Origin of the sequence: Hydrogenophaga sp. H7 (assembly GCF_002025745.1) — a bacterium.
Taxonomy (GTDB): Bacteria; Pseudomonadota; Gammaproteobacteria; order Burkholderiales; family Burkholderiaceae_C; genus Hydrogenophaga; species Hydrogenophaga pseudoflava.
Genome location: NZ_MCIC01000001.1, coordinates 391,033 through 416,748, shown reverse-complemented (window position 1 = coordinate 416,748; position 25,716 = coordinate 391,033). Strand labels below are relative to the sequence as shown.

24 protein-coding genes are annotated in these 25,716 nt (G+C 68.3%); 8 read left to right on the top strand and 16 right to left on the bottom strand.

Features of this window, described 5'->3' with window-relative positions:
* Positions 1–34 precede the first annotated feature (34 nt).
* Positions 35–1,429 (top strand): UDP-N-acetylmuramate:L-alanyl-gamma-D-glutamyl-meso-diaminopimelate ligase, encoded by a 1,395-nt coding sequence (mpl, locus tag BC358_RS02005; RefSeq protein WP_079364454.1) that lies wholly within the window; start codon positions 35–37, stop codon positions 1,427–1,429.
* Here the strand turns inward: mpl and BC358_RS02000 are convergent.
* The 6 genes from BC358_RS02000 to rodA form a co-directional block, all read right to left on the bottom strand.
* A complete protein-coding gene (locus BC358_RS02000; RefSeq protein WP_079364453.1) occupies positions 1,423–1,743 on the bottom strand; it encodes a hypothetical protein in 321 nt (106 codons plus the stop codon). The genes mpl and BC358_RS02000 overlap by 7 nt on opposite strands.
* A 65-nt stretch (positions 1,744–1,808) precedes the next feature.
* Positions 1,809–2,840 carry a hypothetical protein gene (locus BC358_RS01995; protein ID WP_143434138.1) on the bottom strand — a complete coding sequence of 344 codons (1,032 nt, stop codon included), beginning with the start codon at positions 2,838–2,840 and terminating at the stop codon, positions 1,809–1,811.
* A gap of 119 nt (positions 2,841–2,959) precedes the next feature.
* On the bottom strand, positions 2,960–4,087 hold the full coding sequence (locus BC358_RS01990; RefSeq protein ID WP_066153470.1) for a 3-deoxy-7-phosphoheptulonate synthase: 1,128 nt from the start codon (positions 4,085–4,087) through the stop codon (positions 2,960–2,962).
* A 223-nt stretch (positions 4,088–4,310) separates the two neighbouring features.
* Positions 4,311–5,771 (bottom strand): metalloprotease TldD, encoded by a 1,461-nt coding sequence (gene tldD, locus BC358_RS01985; RefSeq protein ID WP_066153473.1) that lies wholly within the window; start codon positions 5,769–5,771, stop codon positions 4,311–4,313.
* A gap of 60 nt (positions 5,772–5,831) precedes the next feature.
* On the bottom strand, positions 5,832–6,734 hold the full coding sequence (locus BC358_RS01980; RefSeq protein WP_079364451.1) for an NAD(P)-dependent oxidoreductase: 903 nt from the start codon (positions 6,732–6,734) through the stop codon (positions 5,832–5,834).
* On the bottom strand, positions 6,734–7,888 hold the full coding sequence (gene rodA, locus BC358_RS01975) for a rod shape-determining protein RodA (protein WP_079364450.1): 1,155 nt from the start codon (positions 7,886–7,888) through the stop codon (positions 6,734–6,736). The genes BC358_RS01980 and rodA overlap by 1 nt, the downstream gene beginning before the upstream one ends.
* Before the next feature lie 23 nt (positions 7,889–7,911).
* On the opposite strand from rodA, the gene BC358_RS01970 reads away from it, so the two are divergent.
* The 7 genes from BC358_RS01970 to ruvC are packed head-to-tail and all read left to right on the top strand — an operon-like array spanning position 7,912 to position 14,481.
* Positions 7,912–8,538 (top strand): YqiA/YcfP family alpha/beta fold hydrolase, encoded by a 627-nt coding sequence (locus tag BC358_RS01970; protein WP_079364449.1) that lies wholly within the window; start codon positions 7,912–7,914, stop codon positions 8,536–8,538.
* A gap of 39 nt (positions 8,539–8,577) precedes the next feature.
* On the top strand, positions 8,578–10,623 hold the full coding sequence (locus BC358_RS01965) for a ribonuclease catalytic domain-containing protein (RefSeq protein ID WP_079364448.1): 2,046 nt from the start codon (positions 8,578–8,580) through the stop codon (positions 10,621–10,623).
* A gap of 22 nt (positions 10,624–10,645) precedes the next feature.
* The gene (locus BC358_RS01960; protein WP_256861399.1) at positions 10,646–11,512 is read left to right on the top strand and encodes an energy transducer TonB; all 867 of its coding nucleotides are present in this window, start codon (positions 10,646–10,648) and stop codon (positions 11,510–11,512) included.
* A 13-nt stretch (positions 11,513–11,525) separates the two neighbouring features.
* Positions 11,526–12,314: a transglycosylase domain-containing protein gene (locus BC358_RS01955; RefSeq protein WP_079364447.1), complete on the top strand. Its 789-nt coding sequence runs from the start codon at positions 11,526–11,528 to the stop codon at positions 12,312–12,314.
* The gene (locus BC358_RS01950) at positions 12,311–12,928 is read left to right on the top strand and encodes a lysophospholipid acyltransferase family protein (protein ID WP_079364446.1); all 618 of its coding nucleotides are present in this window, start codon (positions 12,311–12,313) and stop codon (positions 12,926–12,928) included. Before BC358_RS01955 ends, BC358_RS01950 begins: the two co-directional genes overlap by 4 nt.
* A gap of 7 nt (positions 12,929–12,935) precedes the next feature.
* A complete protein-coding gene (locus tag BC358_RS01945; RefSeq protein ID WP_079364445.1) occupies positions 12,936–13,922 on the top strand; it encodes a phosphatidate cytidylyltransferase in 987 nt (328 codons plus the stop codon).
* A 10-nt stretch (positions 13,923–13,932) separates the two neighbouring features.
* Positions 13,933–14,481: a crossover junction endodeoxyribonuclease RuvC gene (gene ruvC / locus BC358_RS01940; protein ID WP_066153495.1), complete on the top strand. Its 549-nt coding sequence runs from the start codon at positions 13,933–13,935 to the stop codon at positions 14,479–14,481.
* 9 nt (positions 14,482–14,490) lie between these two features.
* On the opposite strand, the gene BC358_RS22045 is transcribed toward ruvC, so the two are convergent.
* The 10 genes from BC358_RS22045 to murD form a co-directional block, all read right to left on the bottom strand.
* A complete protein-coding gene (locus BC358_RS22045; RefSeq protein WP_179129992.1) occupies positions 14,491–14,667 on the bottom strand; it encodes a hypothetical protein in 177 nt (58 codons plus the stop codon).
* A 22-nt stretch (positions 14,668–14,689) separates the two neighbouring features.
* Positions 14,690–15,613: a UDP-3-O-acyl-N-acetylglucosamine deacetylase gene (gene lpxC, locus BC358_RS01935; RefSeq protein WP_066153498.1), complete on the bottom strand. Its 924-nt coding sequence runs from the start codon at positions 15,611–15,613 to the stop codon at positions 14,690–14,692.
* Between the two features lie 164 nt (positions 15,614–15,777).
* A complete protein-coding gene (gene ftsZ / locus BC358_RS01930) occupies positions 15,778–16,986 on the bottom strand; it encodes a cell division protein FtsZ (protein WP_066153500.1) in 1,209 nt (402 codons plus the stop codon).
* Positions 16,987–17,145: 159 nt separating this feature from the next.
* Positions 17,146–18,375 carry a cell division protein FtsA gene (gene ftsA / locus BC358_RS01925; RefSeq protein WP_066153502.1) on the bottom strand — a complete coding sequence of 410 codons (1,230 nt, stop codon included), beginning with the start codon at positions 18,373–18,375 and terminating at the stop codon, positions 17,146–17,148.
* Between the two features lie 13 nt (positions 18,376–18,388).
* The gene (locus BC358_RS01920) at positions 18,389–19,180 is read right to left on the bottom strand and encodes a cell division protein FtsQ/DivIB (RefSeq protein ID WP_066153507.1); all 792 of its coding nucleotides are present in this window, start codon (positions 19,178–19,180) and stop codon (positions 18,389–18,391) included.
* Positions 19,181–19,190: 10 nt separating this feature from the next.
* Entirely contained in the window at positions 19,191–20,144 is a 954-nt protein-coding gene (locus BC358_RS01915; RefSeq protein ID WP_241559697.1) for a D-alanine--D-alanine ligase, read from the bottom strand.
* A 14-nt stretch (positions 20,145–20,158) separates the two neighbouring features.
* Positions 20,159–21,562 carry a UDP-N-acetylmuramate--L-alanine ligase gene (gene murC, locus BC358_RS01910; RefSeq protein WP_079364444.1) on the bottom strand — a complete coding sequence of 468 codons (1,404 nt, stop codon included), beginning with the start codon at positions 21,560–21,562 and terminating at the stop codon, positions 20,159–20,161.
* Positions 21,559–22,650: an undecaprenyldiphospho-muramoylpentapeptide beta-N-acetylglucosaminyltransferase gene (gene murG, locus BC358_RS01905; protein ID WP_079364443.1), complete on the bottom strand. Its 1,092-nt coding sequence runs from the start codon at positions 22,648–22,650 to the stop codon at positions 21,559–21,561. Before murG ends, murC begins: the two co-directional genes overlap by 4 nt.
* A complete protein-coding gene (ftsW, locus tag BC358_RS01900) occupies positions 22,647–23,882 on the bottom strand; it encodes a putative lipid II flippase FtsW (protein ID WP_079364751.1) in 1,236 nt (411 codons plus the stop codon). The genes murG and ftsW overlap by 4 nt, the downstream gene beginning before the upstream one ends.
* 53 nt (positions 23,883–23,935) lie before the next feature.
* Positions 23,936–25,714, bottom strand: coding sequence for a UDP-N-acetylmuramoyl-L-alanine--D-glutamate ligase (gene murD / locus BC358_RS01895; RefSeq protein ID WP_079364442.1), 1,779 nt, complete (start codon positions 25,712–25,714; stop codon positions 23,936–23,938).
* Positions 25,715–25,716: the final 2 nt, after the last annotated feature.

Genomic DNA, 25,716 nt, shown 5'->3' with positions numbered 1-25,716 from the left:
GGGATTGTGCATGGGTGCCCCCTAGAATGGCTGGATGCACATTCATATCCTGGGCATTTGCGGCACATTCATGGGCGGCCTGGCCGCACTCGCACGCGAAGCCGGACACCGCGTCACCGGCTGCGACGCCGGGGTCTATCCTCCGATGAGCGACCAGCTGCGCGCGCTGGGCATCGACCTGATCGAGGGGTTCTCTGCCGACCAGATGGACCTGGCCCCGGACATGTACGTGGTCGGCAACGTGGTCAGCCGCGCCCGACTGGCCGACGGCAGCCCGAAATTCCCACTGATGGAAGCCATCTTGGAAGCGGGAGCCCCCTACACCAGCGGCCCCCAGTGGCTGGCAGAGCACGTGCTGCAAGGGCGCCATGTGCTGGCGGTCGCCGGCACCCACGGCAAGACCACCACCACCTCGATGCTGGCCTGGGTGCTGGAAGCCAGCGGCCTGCAACCCGGTTTCCTGGTGGGAGGCGTGCCTATGAACTTTGGCGTGTCCGCACGCCTGGGCGCAGGCAAGACCTTCGTGATTGAGGCAGACGAATACGACACCGCCTTCTTCGACAAACGCAGCAAATTCGTCCACTACCGCCCGCGCACGGCTGTCCTGAACAACCTCGAGTTTGACCACGCCGACATCTTCGACAACCTGGCCGCGATCGAGCGGCAGTTCCACCACCTGGTACGCACGGTGCCCGGCAGCGGTCGGCTGGTGGTCAACGGCCTTGAAGAAAGCCTGGACCGGGTGCTCCACATGGGGCACTGGAGCGAGGTGCGCAGCTTCGGCGCCGCCGTCAGCGACTTCAGTGCGGTAGGCGAACCCCACGCGTTCGACGTGCTTGAACGTGGCCAGACAGTGGCTCGCGTAGAGTGGGCACTCACTGGCGAGCACAACCAGATGAACGCGCTCGCAGCCATTGCCGCGGCCCAGCACGTGGGGGTGTCGCCCGCCGATGCGGCGAAGGCATTGGGCCACTTCCAGAACGTGCGCCGGCGCATGGAGGTCCGCGGCACGGTGGCCCGTGAAGGCGGCGCCATCACCATCTACGATGACTTCGCCCACCACCCCACCGCCATCCGCACCACGCTGGACGGACTGCGCCGGCGTCTGGGCCCGTCGGGCGGGCGCATCCTGGCGGTGTTCGAGCCGCGCAGCAACACCATGAAGCTGGGCACGATGAAGTCGCAACTGCCCTGGAGCCTGGAGTCAGCGGACCTGGCGTTCTGCCACTCGGGCGGGCTGGACTGGGATGCGCGCGAGGCACTGGTGCCGATGGGCGCACGCGCCTCGGTCGCTGCGACCATCGACGAACTGGTGCGGCAAGTGGTCTCGGCCGCCAGGGTCGGCGACCACATCGTCTGCATGAGCAACGGCGGCTTTGGCGGTGTTCACACCCGCCTGCTCACCGCCCTGGGTCCGACGACTCAGTAACCGACCGACATGGTGGCCAGGTCGACCGTCACGGTCGGCTTGGCCAGGGCAGCGCTGCTGGCGCGCGCAAACTCCATCGCCCAGTCCCGGTGCGCCGCATCGCGGAAGCGGTCCTGGCCAGCCGCCAGCGCCACGCCGAGCACCTTGTCGGCTGTCAGCACCTTGCCGGTCAGGCGGATGGGCTCGCAGTCGAACGCCGTGAACTGCTGGTCCAGCCAGGCGCGCGCCTGGTCGTGCGGCATGGGTTGCACCTCTTCAAGGTCGAAGCGGTAGGTGGCGGGTTCGCCCCAGGTCACGGTGACTTGGCTGCGCATGGGAATACTCCTGACGGCTAGGGATGAACACGGCGGTCCGCAAACCGGACCCCCCTCTTACATTGTTATTGTGCGCCCGTCGACACACGCAGTGGCGAATGAACCGCCTGTCGCAAGAGGCTGGACGGCACCACCGACTCTGGATTGTGCTGACGCGAGGAAAGGTCAGCGTCGAGATGGTCAAACCGCAGTGCCACCATTGAGCGCCGGTTGTCTCTTTCGGCCCGGCGGGCGCTGTCCACATCGGTCGTCAGCGCACCGCCGTGGTACAGCGCTGCCAGATGGCGCGCCAGGTCCGGATCCGACGACGAGGTTCGCTCGCGCAGCTGGGCGAACGTGGCCGGCCGGTCCATCAGTTCGCGCATCAGCACCAGGTGAAACTCGCCGAACCAGTGCGCCGGCAGGCGCGGCACCCGGCGCAGGTACAGACTCTGCTCGCGGTACCGGTGGGGCAACACATCGCGCCGGGTTCGCACCGCGTAGTTCCACATCACGCGGTGCAGCGGAAGGCGGATGAACGATGGTGGCACCTCCAGCGACAGCTTGGCGCCGAAGGTCCATTCGGCCATCGCCAGATCGATCGGCCGGGCCGGAATCAGCAGGGACGCCTGCCAGCGTTGAATGTCGATGACCGCCAGCAGCCGGTCACCCGCCGAGAGGTGGACCACACCACCGGAACGCATCTGGTCCATGTGGTCGTATATGCGTGCGCCTAGGGCGAACTGCGTGCGCAGGGGACGCAGCCAGGCCTCGAAACGCTGCAGGCGCTGGCGCACGCTGCCTTCACTGTCGGCCTCGAAGAACTCTGCCGACGCAAAACCCTCGGGCAAGGGAATGGCGAACGCCAGCGGTCGGTCGACTTCGGCACGGTTGAGGGTCAGGCGCTCACCGCTGCCGTGGGGATGACGGATCACCAGTTCATCGCGACCAAGCACATTGACGGCATCGCCAGCGATCATCCAGGCGTCGGCCAGATGCGGATCGCAGGTGCGCCATTCGGGCCAGCCGGCAGGCGTCTGGGCCGCCCAAGCCTGCAGGCGCAGTCCCGCTGCGTCGGAAAAACCCAACAATCCCAGACCCAGAACCGGCTGCTCCAAACACACCCCCTGCGGCACCCACGATGCGCATCACCAACTGCTCGCATTAGACCATTGTCCCCAGGGGTGGGCGCACCCGTTCGCGACAAGGATCTGCGAGCTACGCGACGAACGGCCGGTCAGCGCACGGTCCGCCGGCGGACCACCGCCTGGGAGAGGATTTCCAGTGCCTGCACCGAGTCGCCCCAGCCGAGGCAGGCGTCGGTGATGCTCTGGCCGTAGGCCAGTTTGTTCACGTCGTCCTTGCCCGGTGTGAACTTCTGGGCACCGGCCTCGATGTGGCTTTCGATCATGACGCCGAACACGCTCTTGCTGCCAGCGGCCATCTGCTGACCGATGTCGCGCGCCACCTCCAGTTGCTTCTCGTGCTGCTTGCTGCTGTTGGCATGGCTGCAGTCGACCATCAGGCGCGGCGTCAGCTTGGCGGCCTCCAGCTCCTTGACCGCTGCAGCGACACTGGCGGCGTCGTAGTTCGGCGTCTTGCCTCCGCGCAGAATGACGTGGCAGTCCTTGTTGCCGTTGGTCTGCACGATGGCGACCTGGCCGTTCTTGTGCACCGAAAGGAAGTGGTGGCCGCGCGCCGCGGCCTGGATGGCATCTGTCGCGATCTTGATGTTGCCGTCGGTGCCGTTCTTGAAGCCGATCGGTGCCGACAGGCCCGAGGCCAGCTCGCGGTGCACCTGGCTTTCGGTGGTGCGCGCACCGATGGCACCCCAGGCGATCAGGTCACCGATGTACTGCGGGCTGATCACGTCCAGGAACTCGCTGCCGGCCGGTAGGCCCTGGCGGTTGATCTCGATGAGCAGTTGGCGCGCGATGCGCAGGCCTTCGTCGATGCGGTAGCTCTCGTCGAGGTAGGGATCGTTGATCAGCCCCTTCCAGCCCACCGTCGTGCGCGGCTTCTCGAAGTAGACGCGCATCACTATTTCCAGCGTGTCGGCGTACTTCTCGCGCAGCGGCTTGAGGCGGCGGGCGTAGTCGAGCGCGGCGGCCGGGTCGTGGATCGAGCAGGGACCGATGATGACCAGCAGGCGGTCGTCCTTGCCGTGCAGGATGTCGTGGATGCGGCTGCGGGTCTGCTTGATGAGGGTTTCAACCGGCGTGCCGGCGATGGGGAAGAAGCGGATGAGGTGTTCGGGCGGCGGGAGCACGGTGATGTCCTTGATGCGCTGGTCGTCGGTCTGGCTGGTCTTGTCGGCAGGCCGCGCATACCAGGCATCGCTGGTGGTCGTGTTCTTGGCGTTCATCGAAAGCTCCTCGCAGGGTTGGAAAGTGAACAGGTGAAAAAAAACCGCCGGGCTGGAGGCCCGGCGGTTTCGGAGGTTCTGGGTTTCTTGGCGCGCTTACACCCTTGCCTCTCGTCCGCCGGGGACAGAGAACCAAAAGTAAAAGCCAAAAAAGATGGCGGCGCGGGTTTGCATGGCTGACGACTGTATCACAGCGGTTTTGACAAGCGTCTTACAAACCGGGTCAGGCGGTCCCGCCGACGGTCAGACCATCGATGCGCAGCGTGGGTTGGCCAACCCCCACCGGCACGCTCTGGCCTTCCTTGCCGCAGGTGCCGACGCCACTGTCCAGACGCATGTCGTTGCCAATCATGCTGATCTTCTTGAGCGACTCGGGGCCACTGCCGACCAGGGTCGCCCCCTTGACCGGGTACTGGATCTTTCCGTTCTCGACCCAGTACGCCTGGCTGGCGGAAAAGACGAACTTGCCGCTGGTGATGTCCACCTGGCCGCCCCCGAAGTTGGTGGCGTACAGGCCCTTCTTGATCGACGCCACGATCTCGTCCGGGCTCTTGTCGCCACCCAGCATGTAGGTGTTGGTCATGCGCGGCATGGGCACATGGGCGTAGCTTTCGCGGCGGCCGTTGCCGGTGGGCTTGACGCCCATCAGGCGCGCGTTCATCGCATCCTGGATGTAACCCTTGAGGATGCCGTCCTCAATCAGCACGTTCTTCTGTGTGGTGTGGCCCTCATCGTCGACGTTGAGCGAGCCGCGGCGGTCGGCAATGGTGCCGTCGTCCAGCACCGTCACGCCCTTGGCTGCCACGCGCTGGCCGATGCGGCCGCTGAACGCGCTGGAGCCCTTGCGGTTGAAGTCGCCCTCCAACCCGTGACCCACGGCCTCGTGCAGCAGCACACCGGGCCAGCCCGGGCCGAGCACCACCGTCATCTCGCCGGCCGGCGCCGGGCGGGCATCCAGGTTGGTCAGCGCCGACTGCACCGCCTCGTCCACGTAGCCGCTCACCACAGCGTCGTCGAAGTAGGCCAGACCGAAGCGGCCACCGCCGCCCGAGCTGCCCATCTCGCGGCGCCCCTTCTGTTCCGCGATCACCGTCACCGACAGCCGCACCAGCGGACGCACATCGGCCGCCACCGTGCCGTCGGCGCGCGCGATCAGCACCACGTCGTGCTCGGCGGCCAGCCCGGCCATCACCTGCACCACGCGCGGGTCACGCGCCTTGGCCAGCTTCTCCACCTTTTCCAGCAGGGCGATCTTGGCCGCGCTGTCGAGCGTGCCGATCGGGTCGAGCCCTGGATAAAGCGAACGCGACTTCGAAGTCTTGGCGGCTGGCACACGGACCTTGCGGCTCTGACCCTGGCCGGAAATCGAGCGGACCGTGTGCGCCGCGTCCAGCAGCGAGTCCCAGGACAGGTCGTCGGAATAGGCGAAAGCGGTCTTCTCGCCGCTGACGGCGCGCACGCCGACACCTTGGTCGATGCTGAAGCTGCCGGTCTTGACGATGCCCTCCTCCAGGCTCCAGCCCTCGCTGCGCGTGGTCTGGAAGTAGAGGTCGGCGTCGTCGACGCCGTGCGAGGTCATCTCGCCCAGCGCACGCTGCAGGTGGGACATGCTCAGGCCGTAGGGGGTGAGCAACAGGCTTTCGGCGGTGGCCAGTCGGGCCAGGGTGGGTTCGCGGGCAATCATGGGTCGATTGTAGGAAGCCGGGCGCCAGAGCGCCTGCCGCCGGTCGTGACCCCGGGCGGATCAGTGGGATTGCCCGGCCTGCCCGCGCAGCAGCGGCAGCAGGGTGCCGTCGTCGCGGTCGGCCAGTCCGGCGGCGCGGGCCTGGGCGAACACGGCCGCCGCCCGCGCGCCGAGCGGGCCGTCGAAGCCGGCCTGCCGGGCGGCCTCGACCGCCAGCCGCGTGTCCTTTTCCAGCAGGGTCACGTGCGCGCGGGGTTCGAAATCGCCGGCGATCGCACGGCGCATGCGGTCCGAGCCGATCCAGCTCTGGCCGCTGGACTGCTCGATCACGTCCAGCGTGGTGCCCAGGTCCAGCCCCATGCGGTCGGCCAGCGCCAGTACCTCGGCCGCGCCGACGAGGTTGATACCCGCCAGCAGGTTGTTGACCAGCTTGGTGCGGGCACCATCGCCCACGCGCCCGCTGATGACGAAGCGGCGCGAGGACAACCGGGCCAGAAGCGCTTCGTGGCGCTGCAGCAAGGGTTCCGGTGCGGCCAACATCAGACTCATGCTGCCGTCGCGCGCCCGCGCCGGGCCGCCCGACATAGGAGCATCGATGCAGCCGATGCCATGCTCCGCCAGGCGGGCGGCCAGGGCCTCGGTGTCCTGCGGCGCGATGGTGGGGCAGAGCATCACTGTCTGGCCGGCGCGCATGCGATAGGCCGCACCGTCGGTACCAAACAGCACATCGTGCGACTGCTGCGCATCCACGACGCAAACGATCAGGACGCCGCTGTCTTCCAGCGCAGAAGCCGCCAGCGACGGCGTGTCGGCCAGTTCGGCGCCGGCCACCAGGGCCTGCTGCTGCCGCGCGGGATCGATATCGCAGACCACCACGGCCGTACCGGCCTCGCACATGCGCTCCACCATGGCGCCGCCCATGTTGCCGGCGCCAACGACCACGACGGGAAAGGATGGGGTCATCACGATTGCATGAGTCGTTTGGACTTGGCAATCGACATCAGGATGCCCAGCCCCACACCCATGGTCACCATGGCCGTGCCGCCGTAGCTGATAAAGGGCAGCGGCACCCCCACCACCGGCAGGATGCCGCTGACCATGCCCATGTTGACGAAGGCGTAGACGAAGATGTTGAGCGTCATGGCGCCGGCCAGCAGGCGCGCGAACAGGGTCGGCGCCTCCATTGCGACGGTCAGGCCACGCACGATCAGGAAGATGAACCCCGCCATCAGGCCCAGGGTGCCCACGAGGCCGAACTCCTCGGAAAACGCGGCGTAGATGAAGTCGGTGGTGCGCTCGGGAATGAACTCCAGGTGGGTCTGCGTGCCCTGCATGAAGCCCTTGCCCCAGACGCCGCCGGAGCCGATGGCGATCATGCCCTGGATGATGTGGAAGCCCTTGCCCAGTGGGTCCTTGAACGGGTCCAGCAGGGTGCAGACGCGCTGGCGCTGGTACTCGTGCAGCACCTTCCAGTCGACGTCCGGTGCGCACCACTGGGGCTCCATGATGATCAGCGTGACGATGCCGACCGCCGCCAGCAGCACGGGCGGGATGATCAGCTTCCAGCTCAGGCCGGCAAAGAAGATCACCGCAAGGCCCGAGGCCAGCACCAGCAGCGTGGTGCCCAGGTCGGGCTGCTTGAGGATCAGGAAGGCCGGCACCGCCAGCAGCAGCCCCGCCATGACGAAGTCCAGCGGTTTGAGCATGCCCTCGCGGCGCTGGAACCACCAGGCCAGCATCAGCGGCATGGCCACCTTCATCAGCTCGCTGGGCTGGATCACGATGCCCACATTGATCCAGCGCGTGGCGCCTTTCTTGGTGATGCCGAACAGCTCCACCCCCAGCAGCAGCATCACGCCGACCACGTACATCGGCACCGCCAGCGCCATCAGCCGCTGCGGCGGCACCTGGGAGACGGTGAACAGCACCACAGCGGCCAGCAGCATGTTGCGGCCATGGCTGGTGAAGCGCGTGCCGTGGTCGAAGCCGACCGAGTACATGGTCATCAGGCCCGCGCCGGCCAGCAGCAGGATGGCCAGCGCCAGCGGTCCGTCAAAGCCCTGGAAGATGGGTCGGATGCGTTGCCAGAGCGAAGGTTTGTCGAGTACGGCGGCCATGAGGCAGCCATTATCCTTCCGGCATGCACACCCCTCCCCGCCCTCCGGTCAGCCACCTGCTCTATCTGCACGGTTTCCGCTCGTCGCCGCAATCGGCCAAGGCCCTGCAGGTGGCCGAGCGGGTGCGCTCGCAGCACCCGGGCGTGGTCTGGTGCTGCCCGCAGCTGCCGCCGTCCCCGCGCGAAGCCGCGGACCTGATGCGGCGGCTCACAGACGGCTGGCCGGCCGACCGCATGGCCGTCATCGGCTCTTCGCTGGGCGGCTTCTACGCCCGCTGGCTGTCGCTGCAACGGGGCTGCGTGGCGGCCTTGCTCAACCCGGCGCCATTTCCGCAACGCGATCTGGCGAAGTACATCGGCGAGCACCCGGTCTGGCAGAACCCGGACGAACACATCTTCTTCCGGGCCGAGTTCGTGGACGAGCTGGCGGCGCTGGCCGGTGACATCGCCCGGCTGGCGCCCGACCGGCCGGTCACCCCCGAGCGCCTGTTCGCCCTCGTTTCCGAGCAGGACGAGGTGCTGGACTGGCGCGAAATGATGGCCTTCTGCGCAGGCGGCAGCATCCACCGCCTGCCAGAAGGCGACCACGCCATTTCCGACTTCGACCGGCACATCGACCGGCTGTTCCAGTTTCTTGGGCTGGCAGCCTGAGACGAGGAACGCCCTGCCCTGCGTGGGACAATCGCGCCCATGCACATCCTGTTCGACGAAGCCGGCAAGCTGATGACCGGCCGCCTCATGTCCGAAGCCGAGAGCTCCCTGCAGGTGGAGCTCGATTCGGGCAAGCGCGTGAAGGTCAAGCTGGCCAACACCCTGCTGCGTTTCGAGAAGCCCGCCCCCGCCCAGCTCATGCCTGCCGCCACCGCCCTGGCCGCCACCATGGAACTGGAGCTGGCCTACGAGTTCGCGCCCGAGGACGAGTTCGGCTTCGCCGACCTGGCCGCCGACTACTTCAGCGACCCGGCCACCACCGAGCAGCAGGTGGCGGCGCTGATCTGCCTGCAGGGCGCGCCGCACTACTTCCGCCGCGCCGGCAAGGGCCGTTACAAGAAGGCGCCGGCCGAGGTCGTGGCCCAGGCGCTCGCCGCCATCGAAAAGAAGAAGCAGATCCAGGCGCAGATCGACGCCTGGGCGGCCGAGCTGGTCGCCGGCACCTGCCCCGAGCCGGTGCGCGCGCAGCTCTACAAGATCCTGTTCAAGCCGGACAAGAATGCGCCCGAATACAAGGCCGTGGTCGAGGCCGCGCGCAGCAGCCACCTCAACCCGCTGGCCCTGCTGGAAAAGGCCGGCGCCATCACCAGCGCCTACCAGTTCCACTGGCAGCGCTTCCTGTTCGACCAGTTCCCCAAGGGCACGGGCTTCCCGGCCCTGCAGGCACCGGCCATCACCGACGAGCTGCCGGTGGCCGCGGTGCAGGCCTTCTCCATCGACGACTCGCACACCACCGAGATCGACGATGCGCTCTCGCTGCAGGGGCTGGGCAGCGGCACGGTCACGCTGGGCATCCACATTGCGGCGCCGGGGCTGGCGATCAAGCCGGACGACGCCATCGACCACGTCGCGCGCCAGCGCCTGTCCACGGTCTACATGCCGGGCCACAAGATCACCATGCTGCCCGACGATGTGGTGCAGCGCTACACGCTGGAGGCCGGGCGCGACTGTCCGGCGGTGTCGCTGTACGTGAGCTTCGACGAAGCGACCCTGGAGATCAGGGACAGCCGCACCGCGCTGGAGCGCGTGCCCATTGCGCACAACCTGCGCCACGACCAGCTCGACAGCGTGATCACCGAATCCTGGCTGAACGGCGAGTCGCCGGTCGACGCGGCGGGTGGCGAGATCGCCGCGCTGCAGCCGCAGCTGGCCTTCATCTTCCGCCTCGCCGGGCACCTGAAGGCCCAGCGCGAGGTGGTGCGGGGCAAGCCCGAGACGTTCACCCGGCCCGACTACACCTTCAAGCTGCAGGGCATGGCGGGCGACGAGCCCGACGGCAGCGAGACCGTGGTGATCGGCACCCGCTCGCGCGGCGCCCCTCTGGACCTGATGGTGGCCGAAGCCATGATCCTGGCCAACAGCCACTGGGGCCAGTGGCTGGCCGCCTGCGGCGTGCCCGGCATCTACCGCAGCCAGGCCAGCCTGGCGCCCGGCGTCAAGGTGCGCATGGGCACCAAGGTCGCGCCGCACGCCGGCCTCGGCGTCAAGGCCTACGCCTGGAGTACCTCGCCCCTGCGCCGCTACGTGGACTTGGTCAACCAGTGGCAGATCATTGCCTGCGCCCGCCATGGCACCACGGCCGCGCTGGCCGCACCGTTCAAGCCCAAGGACGCCAATCTGTTCGCCATCATCAGCGGCTTCGACGCGGCCTACACCGCCTACAACGGTTTCCAGAACGGCATGGAACGCTTCTGGACGCTCAAGCACCTGCAGCAGGTGGGCATCACCGAGCTGACGGCCACGCTGATCAAGGACAACCTGGTGCGCGCCGACACCCTGCCGCTGGTGTTGCCCGTGCTGGGCGGCGAGGGACTGCCTCGCGGCGCGCATGTGCGCGTGCGCCTGGGCGCCATCGATGAGATCGCGCTGGATGTGTCGGGCACCGTGGTCGAGCGGCTGGACGGGCCGGTCGAAGCGCTGGACGAATCGGCCGAGGCAGAGGACGAAGAGCTGGCCGCGCCGCTGGCCCTGGCCATCGACGTCAACGAAGCCGAGGCCGGTGCCGCCGACCCCGCGGCCTCCTGACGCTGCACGGATAATCGCGCCCGTGAATCCGGTTCTGAACTTCCTGCGGCGGCTGAGCACGCTCCAGATCGCCCTGGGCATCTCGGTGGCGGTGCATGCCGCCCTGCTCACGGTGCGCTTCGTCGACCCCGAAGGCTTCAACCGCGTGTTCCAGGACACGCCGCTGGAAGTGATCCTGGTCAACGCGAAGAGCAACGACCGGCCGGACAAGGCGCAGGCCATCGCACAGGCCTCCCTGGCCGGTGGTGGGGATGTGGAAAAAGGCCGCGCCACCTCGCCCCTGCCGTCCATGCAGCAAGCCCGGATCGGCGACACCCCCGAGAAGGACGAGCAGATGATCGAGGCGCTCAAGGAGCGCCAGAGCCAGATCCTGGCCCAGGTCCGGCAACAGCTGGCGAGCATGCCGCCGCCCGATCTGCAGGCCGTCAACCCCAGCCCGGAATCGGTCGAACGCGAACAGCGCCGGCAGCTGCTGACCAAGCTGCTGGCCGAGATCGAAAAGCGCATCAACGAAGAGAACGCTCGCCCGCGCAAGCGCTACATCAGCCCTGCCACGCGGGAAGAGGTCTACGCGATCTACTACGACGAACTGCGGCGCCGGATCGAGGACCGCGGCACGACCAACTTCCCCGAGGTGGCCGGGCGCAAGCTCTATGGCGAGCTGACCATGGTCATCACGGTCAACCACACCGGCGCGGTGCTGGACACCGAGGTGGTCCAGACCTCGGGCACGCTGACACTGGACCGGCGGGCCGAGTCGATCGTGCGCAGCCTGAAGTTCGGCAAGTTCAGCGAGGCCATGCGCCGGCGCGCCGACCAGATCGTGGTCGTGTCGCGCTTCCGGTTCACCCGGGATGCGGGCCTGCAGACCCAGATGAGTTCGCAGTAGGTCGGGAGCGGTGATGCGTTCGTTCGGGCGTTGGTTGTTGTGGATGCTGCTGGCGGGCGTGGCGCTGCAGCTGTTCTTCGTGCTGCGGATCGCGCTGATGCTGGTGGTCGATCCGCAAAGCACCGCCTTCATGCGCTCGGAAGCGTGGCGCGTGGCGACCGAGAGCCTGACCACCGCCGACAAGCAATGGCGCTGGTCCTCGCAGTGGGTCGACTACGACAACATCAGTCCGAACCTCAAGCGCGCGGTCATGGCCTCCGAAGACGCGGGCTTTGCCGAGCACGGCGGCGTGGACTGGGAGGCCATCGAGGCCGCCTGGGCCAAGAACGAACGCCGGCAGGAGCTGATCGAGAAGCGCCAAGAGCAAATCGAGAAGAAGCTGGCGAAGAAACCCGAGGCCGCGGAGGCCGCGCTCAAGGCCATCAAGCCGGCCAAGATCCTCGGCGGATCGACCATCACACAGCAACTGGCCAAGAACCTGCTGCTCTCGGGCGAGCGCAACCTGCTGCGCAAGGGCCAGGAGCTGGTGCTGACCCTGACGCTGGAAGCCTTGCTGTCCAAGCGCCGCATTCTGGAGATCTACCTCAACAGCGTCGAATGGGGTGAAGGGGTGTTCGGGGCCGAGGCGGCCGCCCAGCGGTACTTCAAGAAACCGGCCAGCAAGCTCAGTGCCTATGAGGCCGCCCGGCTGGCGGTGATGCTGCCCAGCCCCAAGTTCTTTGAAACCCGCCCGGGCTCGGCCTACCTGTCCCGGCGCACGGCCACCATCGTCGCGCGCATGGGTGATGTGAGTCCACCATGAACTGGCGCGCCCAGGCCATGGGCATGTTCCTGCTCGGGCTGGTGCGCGCGCTCACCGGCGCCCAGGCGCGCTGGCACGGCTGCCCCCCCAAGGCCGAACAGCGCATCTACTTTGCCAACCACCAGAGCCACGCCGACCTGGTGCTGATCTGGGCCGCCCTGCCGACCGAGCTGCGCAGCATCACCCGGCCCATCGCGGCCCGGGACTACTGGACCGCCTCCACCTTCAAGCGCTGGATCACCACCGCGGTGTTCAACGCCGTCTATGTCGAGCGCGAGCGCAAGGGCGACGAGGACCCGCTGCAGCCGCTGATCGACGCACTGGACAGCGGCGACTCGCTGATCATCTTCCCCGAGGGCACGCGCGGCCACGGCGAAGAACCGCAGCCCTTCAAGTCCGGGCTGTACAACCTGGCCAGACGCTTTCCGGACGTGGTGCTGGTGCCGGCCTGGATCCACAACGTGCAGCGCGTGATTCCCAAAGGCGAGGTGATCCCGGTGCCGGTGCTGTGCTCGGTCACCTTCGGCGAGCCCCTGAAGCTCGGCGCCGACGAGGACCGCGCCGACTTCCTGCGGCGCGCCCGGGACGCCGTCGTCACCCTGCGAGACGTGTAGGCCCCGCATGACCTCCTTCCTCCGCAGCCTCAGCGCCGAACAACAGGTCAGCCTGCTGTTCGTGGTCCTGTTCGGGCTGCTCACGCTGGCCAGCGGCGCGGCGGTGCTGCTGTCGCTGCGCGAGCGGCGGCAGTCCGAGGTGGACGAGCGGCAGCACCACCGGCTGCAGGACTACACCACCCTGCTGCGCAACTCCTGGCTGATGACCCTGGTGTTCTGGCTCGCCTGGGCGGCGGGCGAGCACGTGGCCATCGTGCTGTTCGGCATCGTCTCGTTCTTCACGCTGCGCGAGTTCATCAGCCTCTCGCCCACCCGACGCGGCGACCACCGCAGCCTGGTGCTGGCCTTCTTCATCGTGCTGCCGCTGCAGTACGCACTGGTCTGGCACCGCGAGTTCAACCTGTTCACCGTGTTCATCCCGGTCTACGTGTTCCTCGCCATCCCGGTGGTGAGCGCCCTGGGGAACGACCCGCAGCGCTTCCTGGAGCGCAACGCCAAGCTGCAGTGGGGCATCATGGTCTGCGTCTACGGCATGAGTCACGTGCCCGCCCTGTTGCTGCTGCAGTTCCGCGGCTTCGAGGGCCGGATGGCCTTTCTGCTGGTCTTCCTGGTGCTGGTGGTGCAGACCTGCATGCTGGTGCAGCACCTGGTGGCGCGCCGGCTGGACCGGCCGGTGGCCCCGGCCATCAGCGAGAGCTTCCAGTGGCGCAGTTGGGCCGCCGGTCTGGTGGCCGGAGGTCTGCTGGGCGCCGCGCTCGCCGGCCTGACGCCATTCAAACCCGGGCGGGCGCTGGCCATGGCGCTGATCGCGTGTGCAGCCGGCTCGCTGGGCCACCTGGTCATGAAGGCCATCAAGCGCGACCGCGGCGTGACCCACTGGGGCGCCGCGGGCCGTTCGGTCACCGGCGCCAGTGGTGTGCTCGACCGGGTCGATGCCCTGTGCTTCGCCGCGCCAGTGTTCTTTCACTCGGTCCGCTGGACATTCGACCTCTGAACCGCCCGCCATGCGCATCCTCGGCATCGACCCCGGCCTGCAATGCACCGGCTTCGGCGTGGTTGACGCAGAGGGTTCTGCGCTGCACTACGTCGCCAGCGGCACCATCCAGACCAGTCCCAAAGACGGCGCCCTGCTGCCCGAGCGGCTGAAGATCCTGTTCGATGGCATAGGCGAGGTGGTGCAGCGCTACCAGCCCGGCGTGGCGGCCTGCGAGATCGTGTTCGTCAACGTCAACCCCCAGGCCACGCTGCTGCTGGGCCAGGCGCGAGGCTGCTGCCTCACGGCGCTGGTGGCCAACGGCCTGCCGGTGGCCGAATACACCGCGCTGCAGCTGAAGAAGGCCGTGGTCGGCTACGGGCGGGCGGACAAGGCGCAGATGCAGGAGATGGTCAAGCGCCTGCTGCAGCTGCCGGGCCTGCCCGGCAAGGACGCGGCCGACGCGCTCGGGCTGTGCATCACCCACGCACAGGTGGCGCGCAGCGTGGCGGCGATCAACAAGGTGGCCCCGACCCGGGCGCGCACCCACGCGGCCTACAAGGGTGGACGCAGCTATTGAGCTGCGGATTCAGAGCACACGTTCGAGGAACAGGATGCCGAAGAAGCCGAGCGCCGCGGCCAGCGCCACTCTGAGCACCATCCAGCCCCAGCGCAGGTAACGGGGATTGCTGGTGAAGGCGTAGGCGGCGAAACACACGCCGGACCCGATCAGCAGCAGGACCAGGACGAAGCGCAGCAACAGCATGGCCGGTCGCTGGGGGGGCCGGTCACCAGGCCGGTGCGAGCTGGGCGAAGCCCAGCGGCGCTTCGCGCTCGTGCTCGAAGCTCACGATCTCGTAGGCGTCGGGCTGGGCCAGCAGCGCTCGCAGCAGCTGGTTGTTCATTGCATGACCGCTGCGGAAAGCGCTGTAGGCCGCCAGCAGCGGCTTGCCCACGATGTACAGGTCGCCAATGGCGTCGAGGATCTTGTGCTTGACGAACTCGTCCGAGTAACGCAGCCCGTCGGCGTTGAGCACCTTCACATCGTCCATCACGATGGCGTTGTCCAGACCACCGCCCAGACCCAGGCCGCGCGATCGCATCATCTCCACGTCTCGCGTGAAGCCGAAGGTGCGGGCGCGGGCAATCTCGCGCGCATAGCGGCCACTGCCCATGTCGAACTCGACGCGCTGGCCGGTGGCGTTCACCGCCGGATGGTCGAACTCGATCTCGAACGCGAGCTTGTAGCCGTGGAACGGGTCCAGCCGCGCCCACTTCAGGTTGCGCCCCTCACCTTCGCGCACCTCGACCGGCTTCTTCACACGGATGAAGCGCTTGGCCTTGTTCTGCAACGCGATGCCAGCGCTCTGCAGCAGGTAGACAAATGACGCCGACGATCCGTCGAGGATGGGCACCTCTTCAGCGGTGATGTCGATGTAGAGGTTGTCCAGCCCGAGCCCGGCGCAGGCGCTCATCAGGTGCTCGATGGTGTTGACCTTGACGCTACCGTTGGAGATGGTCGAGGCCAGCCGGGTGTCGGTCACCGATTCGGCGGTGACCGGGATGTCCACCGGTTCGGGCAGGTCGACACGGCGGAACACGATGCCGGTGTCCGGCGCCGCCGGCCGAAGCGTCAGCTCCACCCGCTGCCCGCCGTGCAGGCCGACGCCGACCGCCTTGGTCAGGGATTTGAGGGTGCGTTGAGCGAGCATCCGTCGATTTTAGGTTGGCAAACGTTTTCGCATCGAGCAGAAAAACTATCCCCGCGATATGCGAGAGCGCCCTTCCCCTCAAGCAAACACCGCTGAACCGGCTTCGCCGGGCCGCAGGTGTTGCACCCTTGGGGGGTGACGCCGCAGGCGGCGCGGGGGGATCCTCAATCGGCTTGCTTGCGAAGGAACGCGGGGATCTCGAAGTCGTCCATGCCGCCCGAGGCCAGCGCATCGACCTTGGCCGCCGCCTGGGTGCGGTTGGTGCGCCACACGCTCGGCACGGCCATGGTCTCGTAGTTGGGCTGCGCAGCCCCGGTGCCGGCCACCGCGGCATTGACCGTGGGCACTGTGAACGGGGTGTTGTCGGTGCCCGTGCGCAGCACCTGCAGGGGCGGCGCGGTGCGGCGGGCGCCGACGCGGCTCAGGCCCGTGGCCACCACGGTCACGCGCATCTCGTCGCCCAGGCTTTCGTCGTAGGCGGCGCCGTAGATCACGTGCGCATCCGGTGCGGCGTAGGCCTTGATGGCGTTCATCGCTTCCTTCGACTCCTTGAGCTTCAGGCTGTCCTTCGATGCCGTCACCAGCACCAGCACGCCCTTGGCGCCGGACAGATCCACACCATCCAGCAGCGGGCAGGCCACGGCCTGCTCGGCAGCGATGCGGGCGCGGTCCGGGCCGCTGGCGGTGGCCGTGCCCATCATGGCCTTGCCGGGCTCACCCATCACGGTGCGCACGTCTTCGAAGTCGACGTTCACGTTGCCGTACTCGTTGATGATCTCGGCGATGCCGCCGACCGCATTCTTGAGCACGTCGTTCGCATGCGCGAAGGCCTCGTTCTGCGTGACTTCGTCGCCCAGCACCTCCAGCAGCTTGTCGTTGAGCACCACGATCAGCGAGTCCACATTGGCTTCCAGCTCGGCCAGGCCGGCGTCGGCGTTCTGCATGCGCTTGCCGCCTTCGAAGTCGAAGGGCTTGGTCACCACACCCACGGTCAGGATGCCCATCTCCTTGGCCACGCGGGCGATGACCGGCGCGGCGCCGGTGCCGGTGCCGCCGCCCATGCCGGCGGTGATGAACAGCATGTGTGCGCCATTGATGGCGGTGCGGATCTCGTCGACCGCCATCTCGGCCGCCTCGCGCCCCTTTTCGGGCTTGCTGCCGGCGCCCAGGCCGGTGCCACCGAGCTGGATGGTGCGGTTGGCCAGACTGCGCGTGAGCGCCTGTGCATCGGTGTTGGCGCAGATGAACTCCACGCCCTGGACGTTGCGGTCGATCATGTGGTCCACCGCGTTGCCGCCACCGCCTCCGACGCCGATGACCTTGATCTGGGTACCCATGTTGAACTCTTCCACTTCGATCATTTCGATGCTCATGTCACTCTCCTGTGAGGCCCTTTTCCGCTGGGGTCCGGGCATGGTTTCGATTGTATTGACGGGGGGGTTTGAAAGCTGTCGAGGAGAACCCTCAGCCAGGCGGCCCGGTGCATTCGCGGCAGCGGTCGAGACGGCGGGCTCCGGTGTTGATCGTGTTCATCAGAAGGTCCCCACAAACCAGTTCTTCACGCGGTCCAGCGCGCTCTGCATGGAGCCCGCCTTCTGCGCCACCTTGTGACCTCGCACACGGGCCAGCCGCGCCTCTTCAAGCAGACCCATGACGGTGGCGGCCCGTGGCTGCGCCACCATGTCCGACAGGGCGCTGGTGTACTGCGGCACGCCGCGGCGCACCGGCTTGAGGAAGATGTCCTCACCGAGTTCGACCATGCCCTGCATCACCGCGCTGCCGCCGGTGAGCACGATGCCCGAGGACAGCACCTCCTCGAAGCCCGAGTCGCGCACCACCTGCTGCACCAGCGCGAAGATCTCTTCCACCCGCGGCTCGATCACACCCGCCAGCGCCTGGCGGCTGAGCATGCGCGGGCCGCGGTCGCCCAGACCGGGCACCTCGACCTGGGTGTCCGGGTCGGCCAGCAGCTGCTTGGCACAGCCGCTCTCGACCTTGATGTCCTCGGCGTCCTTGGTCGGCGTGCGCAGCGCCATGGCGATGTCGCTGGTGATCAGGTCGCCCGCGATCGGAATCACCGCCGTGTGGCGGATCGCGCCGCCGGCGAAGATCGCCACATCCGTCGTGCCGGCGCCGATGTCCACCAGGGCCACGCCCAGGTCCTTCTCGTCCTCGGTCAGCACCGCCTGGCTCGACGCCAGCGGGTTGAGCATGAGCTGGTCGACCTCCAGGCCACAGCGGCGCACGCACTTGATGATGTTCTCGGCCGCGCTCTGTGCGCCGGTCACGATGTGCACCTTGGCTTCCAGGCGGATTCCGCTCATGCCGATCGGCTCCTTCACTTCCTGGCCGTCGATCACGAACTCCTGCGGCTCCACCAGCAGCAGGCGCTGGTCGGTCGAGATGTTGATCGCCTTGGCGGTCTCGATCACGCGCGCCACGTCGGCCGTGGTCACCTCGCGGTCCTTGATGGCCACCATGCCGCTGCTGTTGATGCCGCGGATGTGGCTGCCGGTGATACCGGTGTAGACGCGGGCAATGCGGCAGTCGGCCATCAGCTCGGCCTCTTTCAGCGCCTGCTGGATGCTCTGCACGGTGGCGTCGATGTTGACCACCACGCCGCGCTTGAGGCCGTGGCTGGCGGACACCCCCAGCCCGGCCAGCTTGAGCTCGCCGTTGGCCTGGACTTCGGCCACCACCACCATGATCTTGGCGGTGCCAATGTCCAGTCCCACCACCAAATCCTTGTATTCCTTGGCCATGATCGTTGTCTGTTCAGCGGTTTCGTGTTGGGGTCGCAGGGGTGTCTTCGGTCACGGTCGTCACGCCCTGCACGCGCAGGGCGTAGCCATTGGGGTAACGCAGGTCCACCGACTGCAGGGCTCCGGGATAGCGCTGCGCCAGCTGTCCCACCGTGGTGGTGAAGCGGCGCGTGCGCGCGAGCAGCTCGTCGCTGCTGCCCCGCCCCAGTTCCAGGCGGGTGCCGTTGTCCAGCTCGGCGCGCCAGCTGCCGCGCTCGTTGAGTTCCAGGCGGACCAGGGTCCGGTCCAGCCGGGCGACTTCTTCGGACAGGCTCTGGTACAGGGTCCACACCAGCGGCGCCTGCTCCGGCGGCCCGGCCAGTTCGGGCAGACCGTCGCCCTCGTCGGGGCTGGCCTCGAACACCTCACCCAGGCGGCTGACCAGCTGCCCCGAGCCGGACTGGCCCCACCAGGCCACAGCCTCGTGCTCTTCCAGCGTGACCCGCAAGCGGTTGGGAAACTCGCGCTGCACCCGGGCATGTCGCACCCAGGGCACGGCCTCGAACATCCGACGCACCTGCTGCAGGTCCAAGGTCAGGAAGCTGCCTTCCAGCTTGCGCAGCGGGGTCGCGAGCTGCGCCCGCAGACCCACGGCGTTCTGGTGGCCCAGGTCGCCCTGCACGCTGATGCCCTTGAGGGTCCAGGCCGGGTGGCGCGCGATCCAGGTGCCGACCGCGCCCAGGCAGAGCAGGACAAAGACCACGACCAGGCCACGCGTGACCACGGTCATGAGCCGGATGTCCAGGGGCAGGTCGGTGTGCTGCATGGTGTGCGCTTCAGGCCTTGGCGTTGTCCAGCGACGCGGTCGCCAGCACGGTCAGGCAGAGGTCCTCGTAGGACAAGCCGGTCGCACGGGCCGACATCGGCACCAGCGAGTGACCGGTCATGCCGGGCGAGGTGTTGATTTCCAGCAGCCAGGGCTTGCGCGTGGCGGCGTCGATCATCACATCGGCACGCGCCCAGCCGCGGCAGTCCAGCGCGCGGAAGGCTTTGAGCACCAGCGCCTGGATCGCAGCTTCCTCGCCCTCGGGCAGGCCGCAGGGCACGAGGTACTGCGTGTCGTCGGTGAAGTACTTGTGCTGGTAGTCGTAGTTGCCGTCGGGCGCCACGATGCGGATCACCGGCAGCGCGCGGGCCGACGCCCCCGTGCCGAGCACCGGAATCGTGACTTCGTCTCCAGCGATGAACTGCTCGCACATCACCATCGGGTCCTGGCCAGAGGCCAGCGCATAGGCCGCGTCGCACTGCTCCAGGGTCGTCACCTTGGTCAGGCCGATGGTCGAGCCCTCGCGCACCGGCTTGACGATCATCGGCGAGCCCAGCGCCTCGAAGGCGGCGCGGGTCTCGGCCGCGCTGTGCACCTGGCGCCAGGCCGGCGTCGACAGGCCTTCGGCGATCCAGATGCGCTTGGTCATGAGCTTGTCCATGGCCACGCTGGAGGCCATCACGCCCGAGCCGGTGTAGGGAATGCCCAGCAGCTCCAGCGCGCCCTGCACCGTGCCGTCCTCGCCGAAGCGGCCGTGCAGCGCGATGAAGACGCGGTCAAACCCGTCGCGCTTGAGCTCGGACAGGTCGCGTTCGGCCGGATCGAAGGCGTGCGCGTCCACCCCCTTGGACTTCAGCGCGGCCAGCACACCGGTGCCGGACATCAGCGAGACCTCGCGTTCGGCGGAGCGCCCGCCCAGCAACACGGCCACCTTGCCGAGTGCCTTCACATCGATGGGTTTCACAACAGCTCCCACGTTCACACCTTGTCCTTGCCGGCCAGGTCGACCACCTGCCCGGCCACCGCGCCGATCGAACCGGCGCCCATGCACAGCACCACGTCGCCGTCGCGCGCGTTGTCCAGCACCGCCTGCGGCATGGCCGCGATGTCGTCCACGAACACCGGCTCCACCTTGCCGGCCACGCGCAGCGCGCGGGCCAGCGAACGACCGTCGGCCGCCACGATGGGCGCCTCGCCTGCGGCGTAGACCTCGGCCAGCAGCACCGCATCGGCCTGGCCGATCACCTTCACGAAATCCTCGAAGCAGTCGCGGGTGCGGCTGTAGCGGTGCGGCTGGAAGGCCAGCACCAGGCGGCGGCCCGGGAAGGCGCCGCGCGCGGCCGCCAGCGTGGCCGCCATCTCCACCGGGTGGTGACCATAGTCGTCCACCAGGGTGGCGGTGCCGCCCGCGGGCAGCGCGGCCTCGCCATAGCGCTGGAAGCGCCTGCCCACACCCTTGAACTCGGCCAGCGCCTGCTGAACCGCGGCGTCCGGCACCCCCAGCTCCTCGGCAATGCCGATGGCGGCGAGCGCATTGAGCACGTTGTGCATGCCCGGCAGGTTCAGTACCACCGGCAGCGGCGGCTGGCCGTCCTCGCGCAGCACGCTGAAGTGCATCTGCCCACCGACCGCCTGCACGTCGACCGCGCGCAGCTGGGCATCTTCCGAGAAGCCGTAGCGGGTGATCGGCCGCGCGATGCGCGGCAGGATGTCGCGGATCGCCGGGTCGTCCACGCAGACCACGGCGGCGCCGTAGAACGGCATCTTGTGCAGGAAGTCCACGAAGGCCGACTTGAGCTTGCCGAAGTCGTGCCCGTAGGTGTCCATGTGATCGGCGTCGATGTTGGTGACGACCGACAGCACCGGCAGCAGGTTCAGGAACGAGGCGTCCGACTCGTCGGCCTCGACCACGATGTACTCACCCGAGCCCAGCTGCGCGTTGGCGCCGGCGCTGTTCAGGCGCCCGCCGATCACGAAGGTCGGGTCCATGCCGGCGGCGGCCAGCACGCTGGCCACCAGGCTGGTGGTGGTGGTCTTGCCGTGCGTGCCGGCAATGGCCACGCCCTTCTTCATGCGCATCAACTCGGCCAGCATCACCGCGCGCGGCACCACTGGAATGAGCTTTGCGTGCGCCGCGACCACCTCGGGGTTGTCGTCCCTGACCGCGGTGGAGGTGACGATGGCATCGGCGCCTTCAATGAACTTCGCGTCGTGGCCCTTGTGCACCGTTGCGCCCAGCGAGACCAGGCGCCGCGTGGCCGCGTTCTCGCCCAGGTCGGTGCCCGAGACCACGTAGCCCTGGTTGAGCAGCACCTCGGCGATGCCGCTCATGCCCGAGCCGCCGATGCCAACGAAATGGATGTGCCGGATCGCGTGCTTCATGACGCCTTCACTTTCGCGAGTTGCTCGCAGGCCGCCACGACGGCGGCCACGGCCTGTGTCTTTTCCATCTGTTTGGCCTTGGTGGCCATCTCCATCAGTTGTGCACGGTTCACCGAGCGCAGGCGCTCGGCCAGCGACTGCGCCGTGAGCTCGGTCTGCGGCACCAGCCAGGCGCCACCCGCCTCGACGAGGAAACGGGCGTTGGTGGTCTGGTGGTCGTCGACCGCATGCGGGAAAGGCACGAACAGTGCGGCGGCACCCACCGCGGCGATCTCGGTCACCGTGGAAGCGCCGGCCCGGCAGACGATCAGGTCGGCATGAGCAAAGGCTGCGGCGGTGTCGTCGATGAAAGGCGTGAGCTCGGCCTGCACGCCGGCCGCCGCGTAGTTGGCCTTCAGCGCCTCGATCTGCTTCTCGCCGCTCTGGTGAACCACCACCGGGCGCTCGTCCTCGGGCAGCAGCGCCAGCGCCTGCGGCACGGTGTCGTTGAGCGCCTTCGCGCCCAGGCTGCCCCCCACCACCAGCAGCCGCAGCGGACCGCTGCGGCCCGCGAAACGCTCGGCGGGAGTCGCCTGCCGCAGGAACTCGGCGCGCAGCGGGTTGCCCACCCACTCGGCCTTCCTGAACACGTTCGGGAAGGCGGTGAACACGCGGTCGGCGATGCCCGAGAGCACTTTGTTGGCCATGCCAGCCACCGAGTTCTGCTCGTGCAGCACCAGCGGCTTGCCGCGCAGCACGCCCATCATGCCGCCCGGGAAGGTGATGTAGCCGCCCAGGCCGACCAGCACGTCGGGCTTCACGCGCCCGACCATGGCGAAAGCCTGCGCGAACGCCTTGAGCAGGCGCAACGGCAGCAGCACCAGGGTGGACAGGCCCTTGCCACGCACGCCGCCGAAGTCGATCAGCTCCAGCGGGATGCCGCGCGGTGGCACCAGGCGGCTTTCCATGCTGCCCGGCGAACCCAGCCAGTGCACGCGCCAGCCTTTTTCGCGCAGGGCTTCGGCCACGGCGAGGCCCGGGAAGATGTGGCCACCGGTGCCGCCGGCCATGATGAGGGCGCAGGGCTGACCCTGGTGGACGCTGCTCATGAGCGTCCTCCCTTCATCAGCAGGCGGTTCTCGTGGTCCACCCGCAGCACGATGGCCAGCGCCACCAGCTCCAGCAGGATGGCCGAGCCGCCGTAGCTCATCAGCGGCAGGGTCAGGCCCTTGGTGGGCAGGGCGCCGAGGTTCACGCCGATGTTGATGAAGGCCTGGAAGCCGATCCACAGCCCCACGCCCTGGGCCACCAGCCCGGCGAACACCTGGTCCAGCGCAATCGCCTGGCGCCCGATCAGCACGATGCGCCGCACCAGCCAGAGGAAGGCGGCGATGATGATGGTCACGCCCACCAGACCGAATTCCTCGCCCACCACCGCGAGCAGGAAGTCGGTGTGCGCCTCGGGCAGCCAGTGCAGCTTCTCCACGCTGCCGCCGAGGCCGACACCGAAGATCTCGCCGCGGCCGAAGGCGATCAGCGAATGCGACAGCTGGTAGCCCTTGCCCAGCGCGTACTGCTCGGACCAGGGGTCGAGGTAGGCGAAGATGCGCTCGCGCCGCCACTCGCTCATCATCACCATCAGAGCGAACGCGGTCACCACCACCAGCACGATCAGGAAGAACATGCGGGCGTTGACGCCGCCCAGGAACAGGATGCCCATGGCGATCACCACGATCACCATGAACGCGCCCATGTCGGGCTCGGCCAGCAGCAGCATGCCCACCACGGCCAATGCCACGGCCATCGGCGCCACGGCGCGGAAGAAGCGCTCCTTCACGTCCATCTTGCGCACCATGTAGTCGGCGGCGTACAGCAGGATGGTGAGCTTGGCCAGCTCGGAGGGCTGGAAGTTGATGACCCCCAGCGGAATCCAGCGGCGGGCGCCGTTCACGCCCTTGCCGATGAAGGGAATCAGCACCACCACCAGCAGCAGCAGCGCCAGCGCGAACAGCCAGGGCGCATACCGCTCCCAGGTCTGCATGGGCACCTGGAAGGCGATCAGCGCGGCCACCAGACCGATCACGATGAACAGGCCGTGCCGCAGCGCGAAGTGGGTCTGGGCGTAGTTGGCGAAGCGGGGGTTGTCGGGCAGCGCGATGGAGGCCGAATAGACCATCACCAGGCCCCAGGCCAGCAAGGCCACCACCACCCACAGCAGGGGCTGGTCGAAGCCCAGCTCGCGCACGGGCCGCTGGCGCATGCCGGCGTAAGTCCGGCTGGACAGGCGCACCGGCAGGCCATCGGTGCCGAGCGCGTTGCCCAGGCCCACGAGCGCGGGCATCTTGCCGCCCAGGGTGGTGCGCAGGCGCTGCAGGAAGCTGGCGAGGGCGGCCTTCACGACTCCCCTCCCAGCATCACACCGCGCTCATCGGCCAGCGCACGCACCGCCTCAATGAACACGTCGGCGCGGTGCTTGTAGTCGCGGAACATGTCCAGGCTCGCGCAGGCAGGCGACATCAGCACCGCATCCCCGGCCTGGGCCAGCTGCGCAGACTGGGTCACTGCGCCGGGCATCGTCTCGGCCTCGACCATCGGCACGCCAGCCTGTTGCAGGGCCTCGGCGATCTGCTCGCGGATCCTGGGGCCGTCGCGCCCGATCAGCACCACCGCGCGCGCATGGCGGGCCAGTGGCTCGGCCAGCGGACCGAAGTCCTGGCCCTTGCCGTCGCCGCCGAGGATGACCACCAGGCGCCGGTCGACGCCCAGGCCGCGGATGGCGGCCAGCGTGGCGCCGACATTGGTGCCCTTGCTGTCGTCGAAGTATTCGACGTCGTCCAGGATGCCGATGGGCTCGACGCGGTGCGGCTCGCCGCGGTACTCGCGCAGGCCGTGCAGCATCGGGGCCAGCGGCGCACCGGTGGAAGTGGCGAGCGCCAGCGCCGCCAGCGCGTTGGCAGCGTTGTGGCGACCGCGGATGCGCAGCGCATCCACCGGCATCAGGCGCTGGAAGTAGATCTCTTCGCCGGCGTCCTGGCCACGCCCGCGCTGGCGGGTTTCGTCCAGGGCCAGCGCCCGCACCAGCCAGTCCATGCCATTGACCGACTCGATGCCCCAGTCGCCCGCGCGCACCGGGGTGTCCAGACCGAAGCTGGTCCAGGGGCGGGCCGGCTGCTGGCGGTTGCGGCCACCGATCTTGACCGTGACCATGCCCGGCGCCATGGCGGCCACCAGCGGGTCTTCGCGGTTGAGCAGCATGAGCGCCCGCGTGCCGAACACGGCGGCCTTGGCCTGGGCGTAGGCCGCCATCGAACCGTGCCAGTCGATGTGGTCTTCGGTGATGTTGAGCACGGTGGCGGCTGTGGGCACCTGGTCCCAGGCGCCACCGGCGGTGCCGTCGAGCTGGAAGCTGGAGAGTTCGAGCACCCAGGCCTGCGGCAGGTGGGGCGGCTCAGGCTCCGGCGGGGGTGGCGGCACCAGCAGGGTCGGGCCTTCGTCGTCGGCCGCGGCAGCAGCTTCCTGCAGCGCATCGCCCTCTTCCGCTCCTTCGTCGACATCGGCGCTGGCCGGCACCTCCGGGGTGTCCTGCACGACCTCGGCCGGGGCCTGTGCCGCTTCCTCCGCCGCACGGGCGGCGTCCTGCGCGGCGGCCTCGCGCTCCGCGTCCAGCGACGCCGACAGCACGTCCAGCAGCGCCGGCCCGATGTTGCCGGCCACGGCCACCCGCAGCCCGGCGCGCTGCAGCAGCAGGCCGGTCAGCGAGGTCACGGTGGTCTTGCCGTTGGTGCCGGTGATGGCCAGCACCTTCGGGCGGTAGGGCAGCTCCTCGCGCTGCGACAGGTCGCACAGCGCCTGCGCGAACAGGTCCAGCTCGCCGACGAAAGCCGCCCCGTGCGACTGCGCCCAGGCGCGGGCGGGCGCCAGTTGCTCCGGCGGCAGGCCGGGGCTGCGCGCGATCACGTTCCAGGCCGCGCGCGCCAGCAGGGTTTCGTCGAAAGCGCCCTGCACGAAGTCGACCGACGGGCACTCGGCGCGCAGCGCCGCCAGCGACGGCGGGTTCTCGCGCGTGTCGGCCACGGTGACCTGCGCCCCGTGGCGCACGCACCAGCGCGCCATCGACAGCCCGGAGATGCCGAGGCCGAGGATCAGGACGTGTTGGTCTTGAAGGGCGTTCATCG

What these genes read in the sequence shown, in the direction of transcription:
- mpl (WP_079364454.1), top strand. Translation starts at nt 35, where the DNA reads ATGCACATTCATATCCTGGGCATTTGCGGCACATTCATGGGCGGCCTG.
- BC358_RS02000 (WP_079364453.1), bottom strand. Translation starts at nt 1,743, where the DNA reads ATGCGCAGCCAAGTCACCGTGACCTGGGGCGAACCCGCCACCTACCGC.
- BC358_RS01990 (WP_066153470.1), bottom strand. Translation starts at nt 4,087, where the DNA reads ATGAACGCCAAGAACACGACCACCAGCGATGCCTGGTATGCGCGGCCT.
- tldD (WP_066153473.1), bottom strand. Translation starts at nt 5,771, where the DNA reads ATGATTGCCCGCGAACCCACCCTGGCCCGACTGGCCACCGCCGAAAGC.
- BC358_RS01980 (WP_079364451.1), bottom strand. Translation starts at nt 6,734, where the DNA reads ATGACCCCATCCTTTCCCGTCGTGGTCGTTGGCGCCGGCAACATGGGC.
- rodA (WP_079364450.1), bottom strand. Translation starts at nt 7,888, where the DNA reads ATGGCCGCCGTACTCGACAAACCTTCGCTCTGGCAACGCATCCGACCC.
- BC358_RS01970 (WP_079364449.1), top strand. Translation starts at nt 7,912, where the DNA reads ATGCACACCCCTCCCCGCCCTCCGGTCAGCCACCTGCTCTATCTGCAC.
- BC358_RS01965 (WP_079364448.1), top strand. Translation starts at nt 8,578, where the DNA reads ATGCACATCCTGTTCGACGAAGCCGGCAAGCTGATGACCGGCCGCCTC.
- BC358_RS01955 (WP_079364447.1), top strand. Translation starts at nt 11,526, where the DNA reads ATGCGTTCGTTCGGGCGTTGGTTGTTGTGGATGCTGCTGGCGGGCGTG.
- BC358_RS01950 (WP_079364446.1), top strand. Translation starts at nt 12,311, where the DNA reads ATGAACTGGCGCGCCCAGGCCATGGGCATGTTCCTGCTCGGGCTGGTG.
- BC358_RS01945 (WP_079364445.1), top strand. Translation starts at nt 12,936, where the DNA reads ATGACCTCCTTCCTCCGCAGCCTCAGCGCCGAACAACAGGTCAGCCTG.
- ruvC (WP_066153495.1), top strand. Translation starts at nt 13,933, where the DNA reads ATGCGCATCCTCGGCATCGACCCCGGCCTGCAATGCACCGGCTTCGGC.
- BC358_RS22045 (WP_179129992.1), bottom strand. Translation starts at nt 14,667, where the DNA reads ATGCTGTTGCTGCGCTTCGTCCTGGTCCTGCTGCTGATCGGGTCCGGC.
- lpxC (WP_066153498.1), bottom strand. Translation starts at nt 15,613, where the DNA reads ATGCTCGCTCAACGCACCCTCAAATCCCTGACCAAGGCGGTCGGCGTC.
- ftsZ (WP_066153500.1), bottom strand. Translation starts at nt 16,986, where the DNA reads ATGAGCATCGAAATGATCGAAGTGGAAGAGTTCAACATGGGTACCCAG.
- ftsA (WP_066153502.1), bottom strand. Translation starts at nt 18,375, where the DNA reads ATGGCCAAGGAATACAAGGATTTGGTGGTGGGACTGGACATTGGCACC.
- BC358_RS01920 (WP_066153507.1), bottom strand. Translation starts at nt 19,180, where the DNA reads ATGCAGCACACCGACCTGCCCCTGGACATCCGGCTCATGACCGTGGTC.
- murC (WP_079364444.1), bottom strand. Translation starts at nt 21,562, where the DNA reads ATGAAGCACGCGATCCGGCACATCCATTTCGTTGGCATCGGCGGCTCG.
- murG (WP_079364443.1), bottom strand. Translation starts at nt 22,650, where the DNA reads ATGAGCAGCGTCCACCAGGGTCAGCCCTGCGCCCTCATCATGGCCGGC.
- ftsW (WP_079364751.1), bottom strand. Translation starts at nt 23,882, where the DNA reads ATGCCCGCGCTCGTGGGCCTGGGCAACGCGCTCGGCACCGATGGCCTG.
- murD (WP_079364442.1), bottom strand. Translation starts at nt 25,714, where the DNA reads ATGAACGCCCTTCAAGACCAACACGTCCTGATCCTCGGCCTCGGCATC.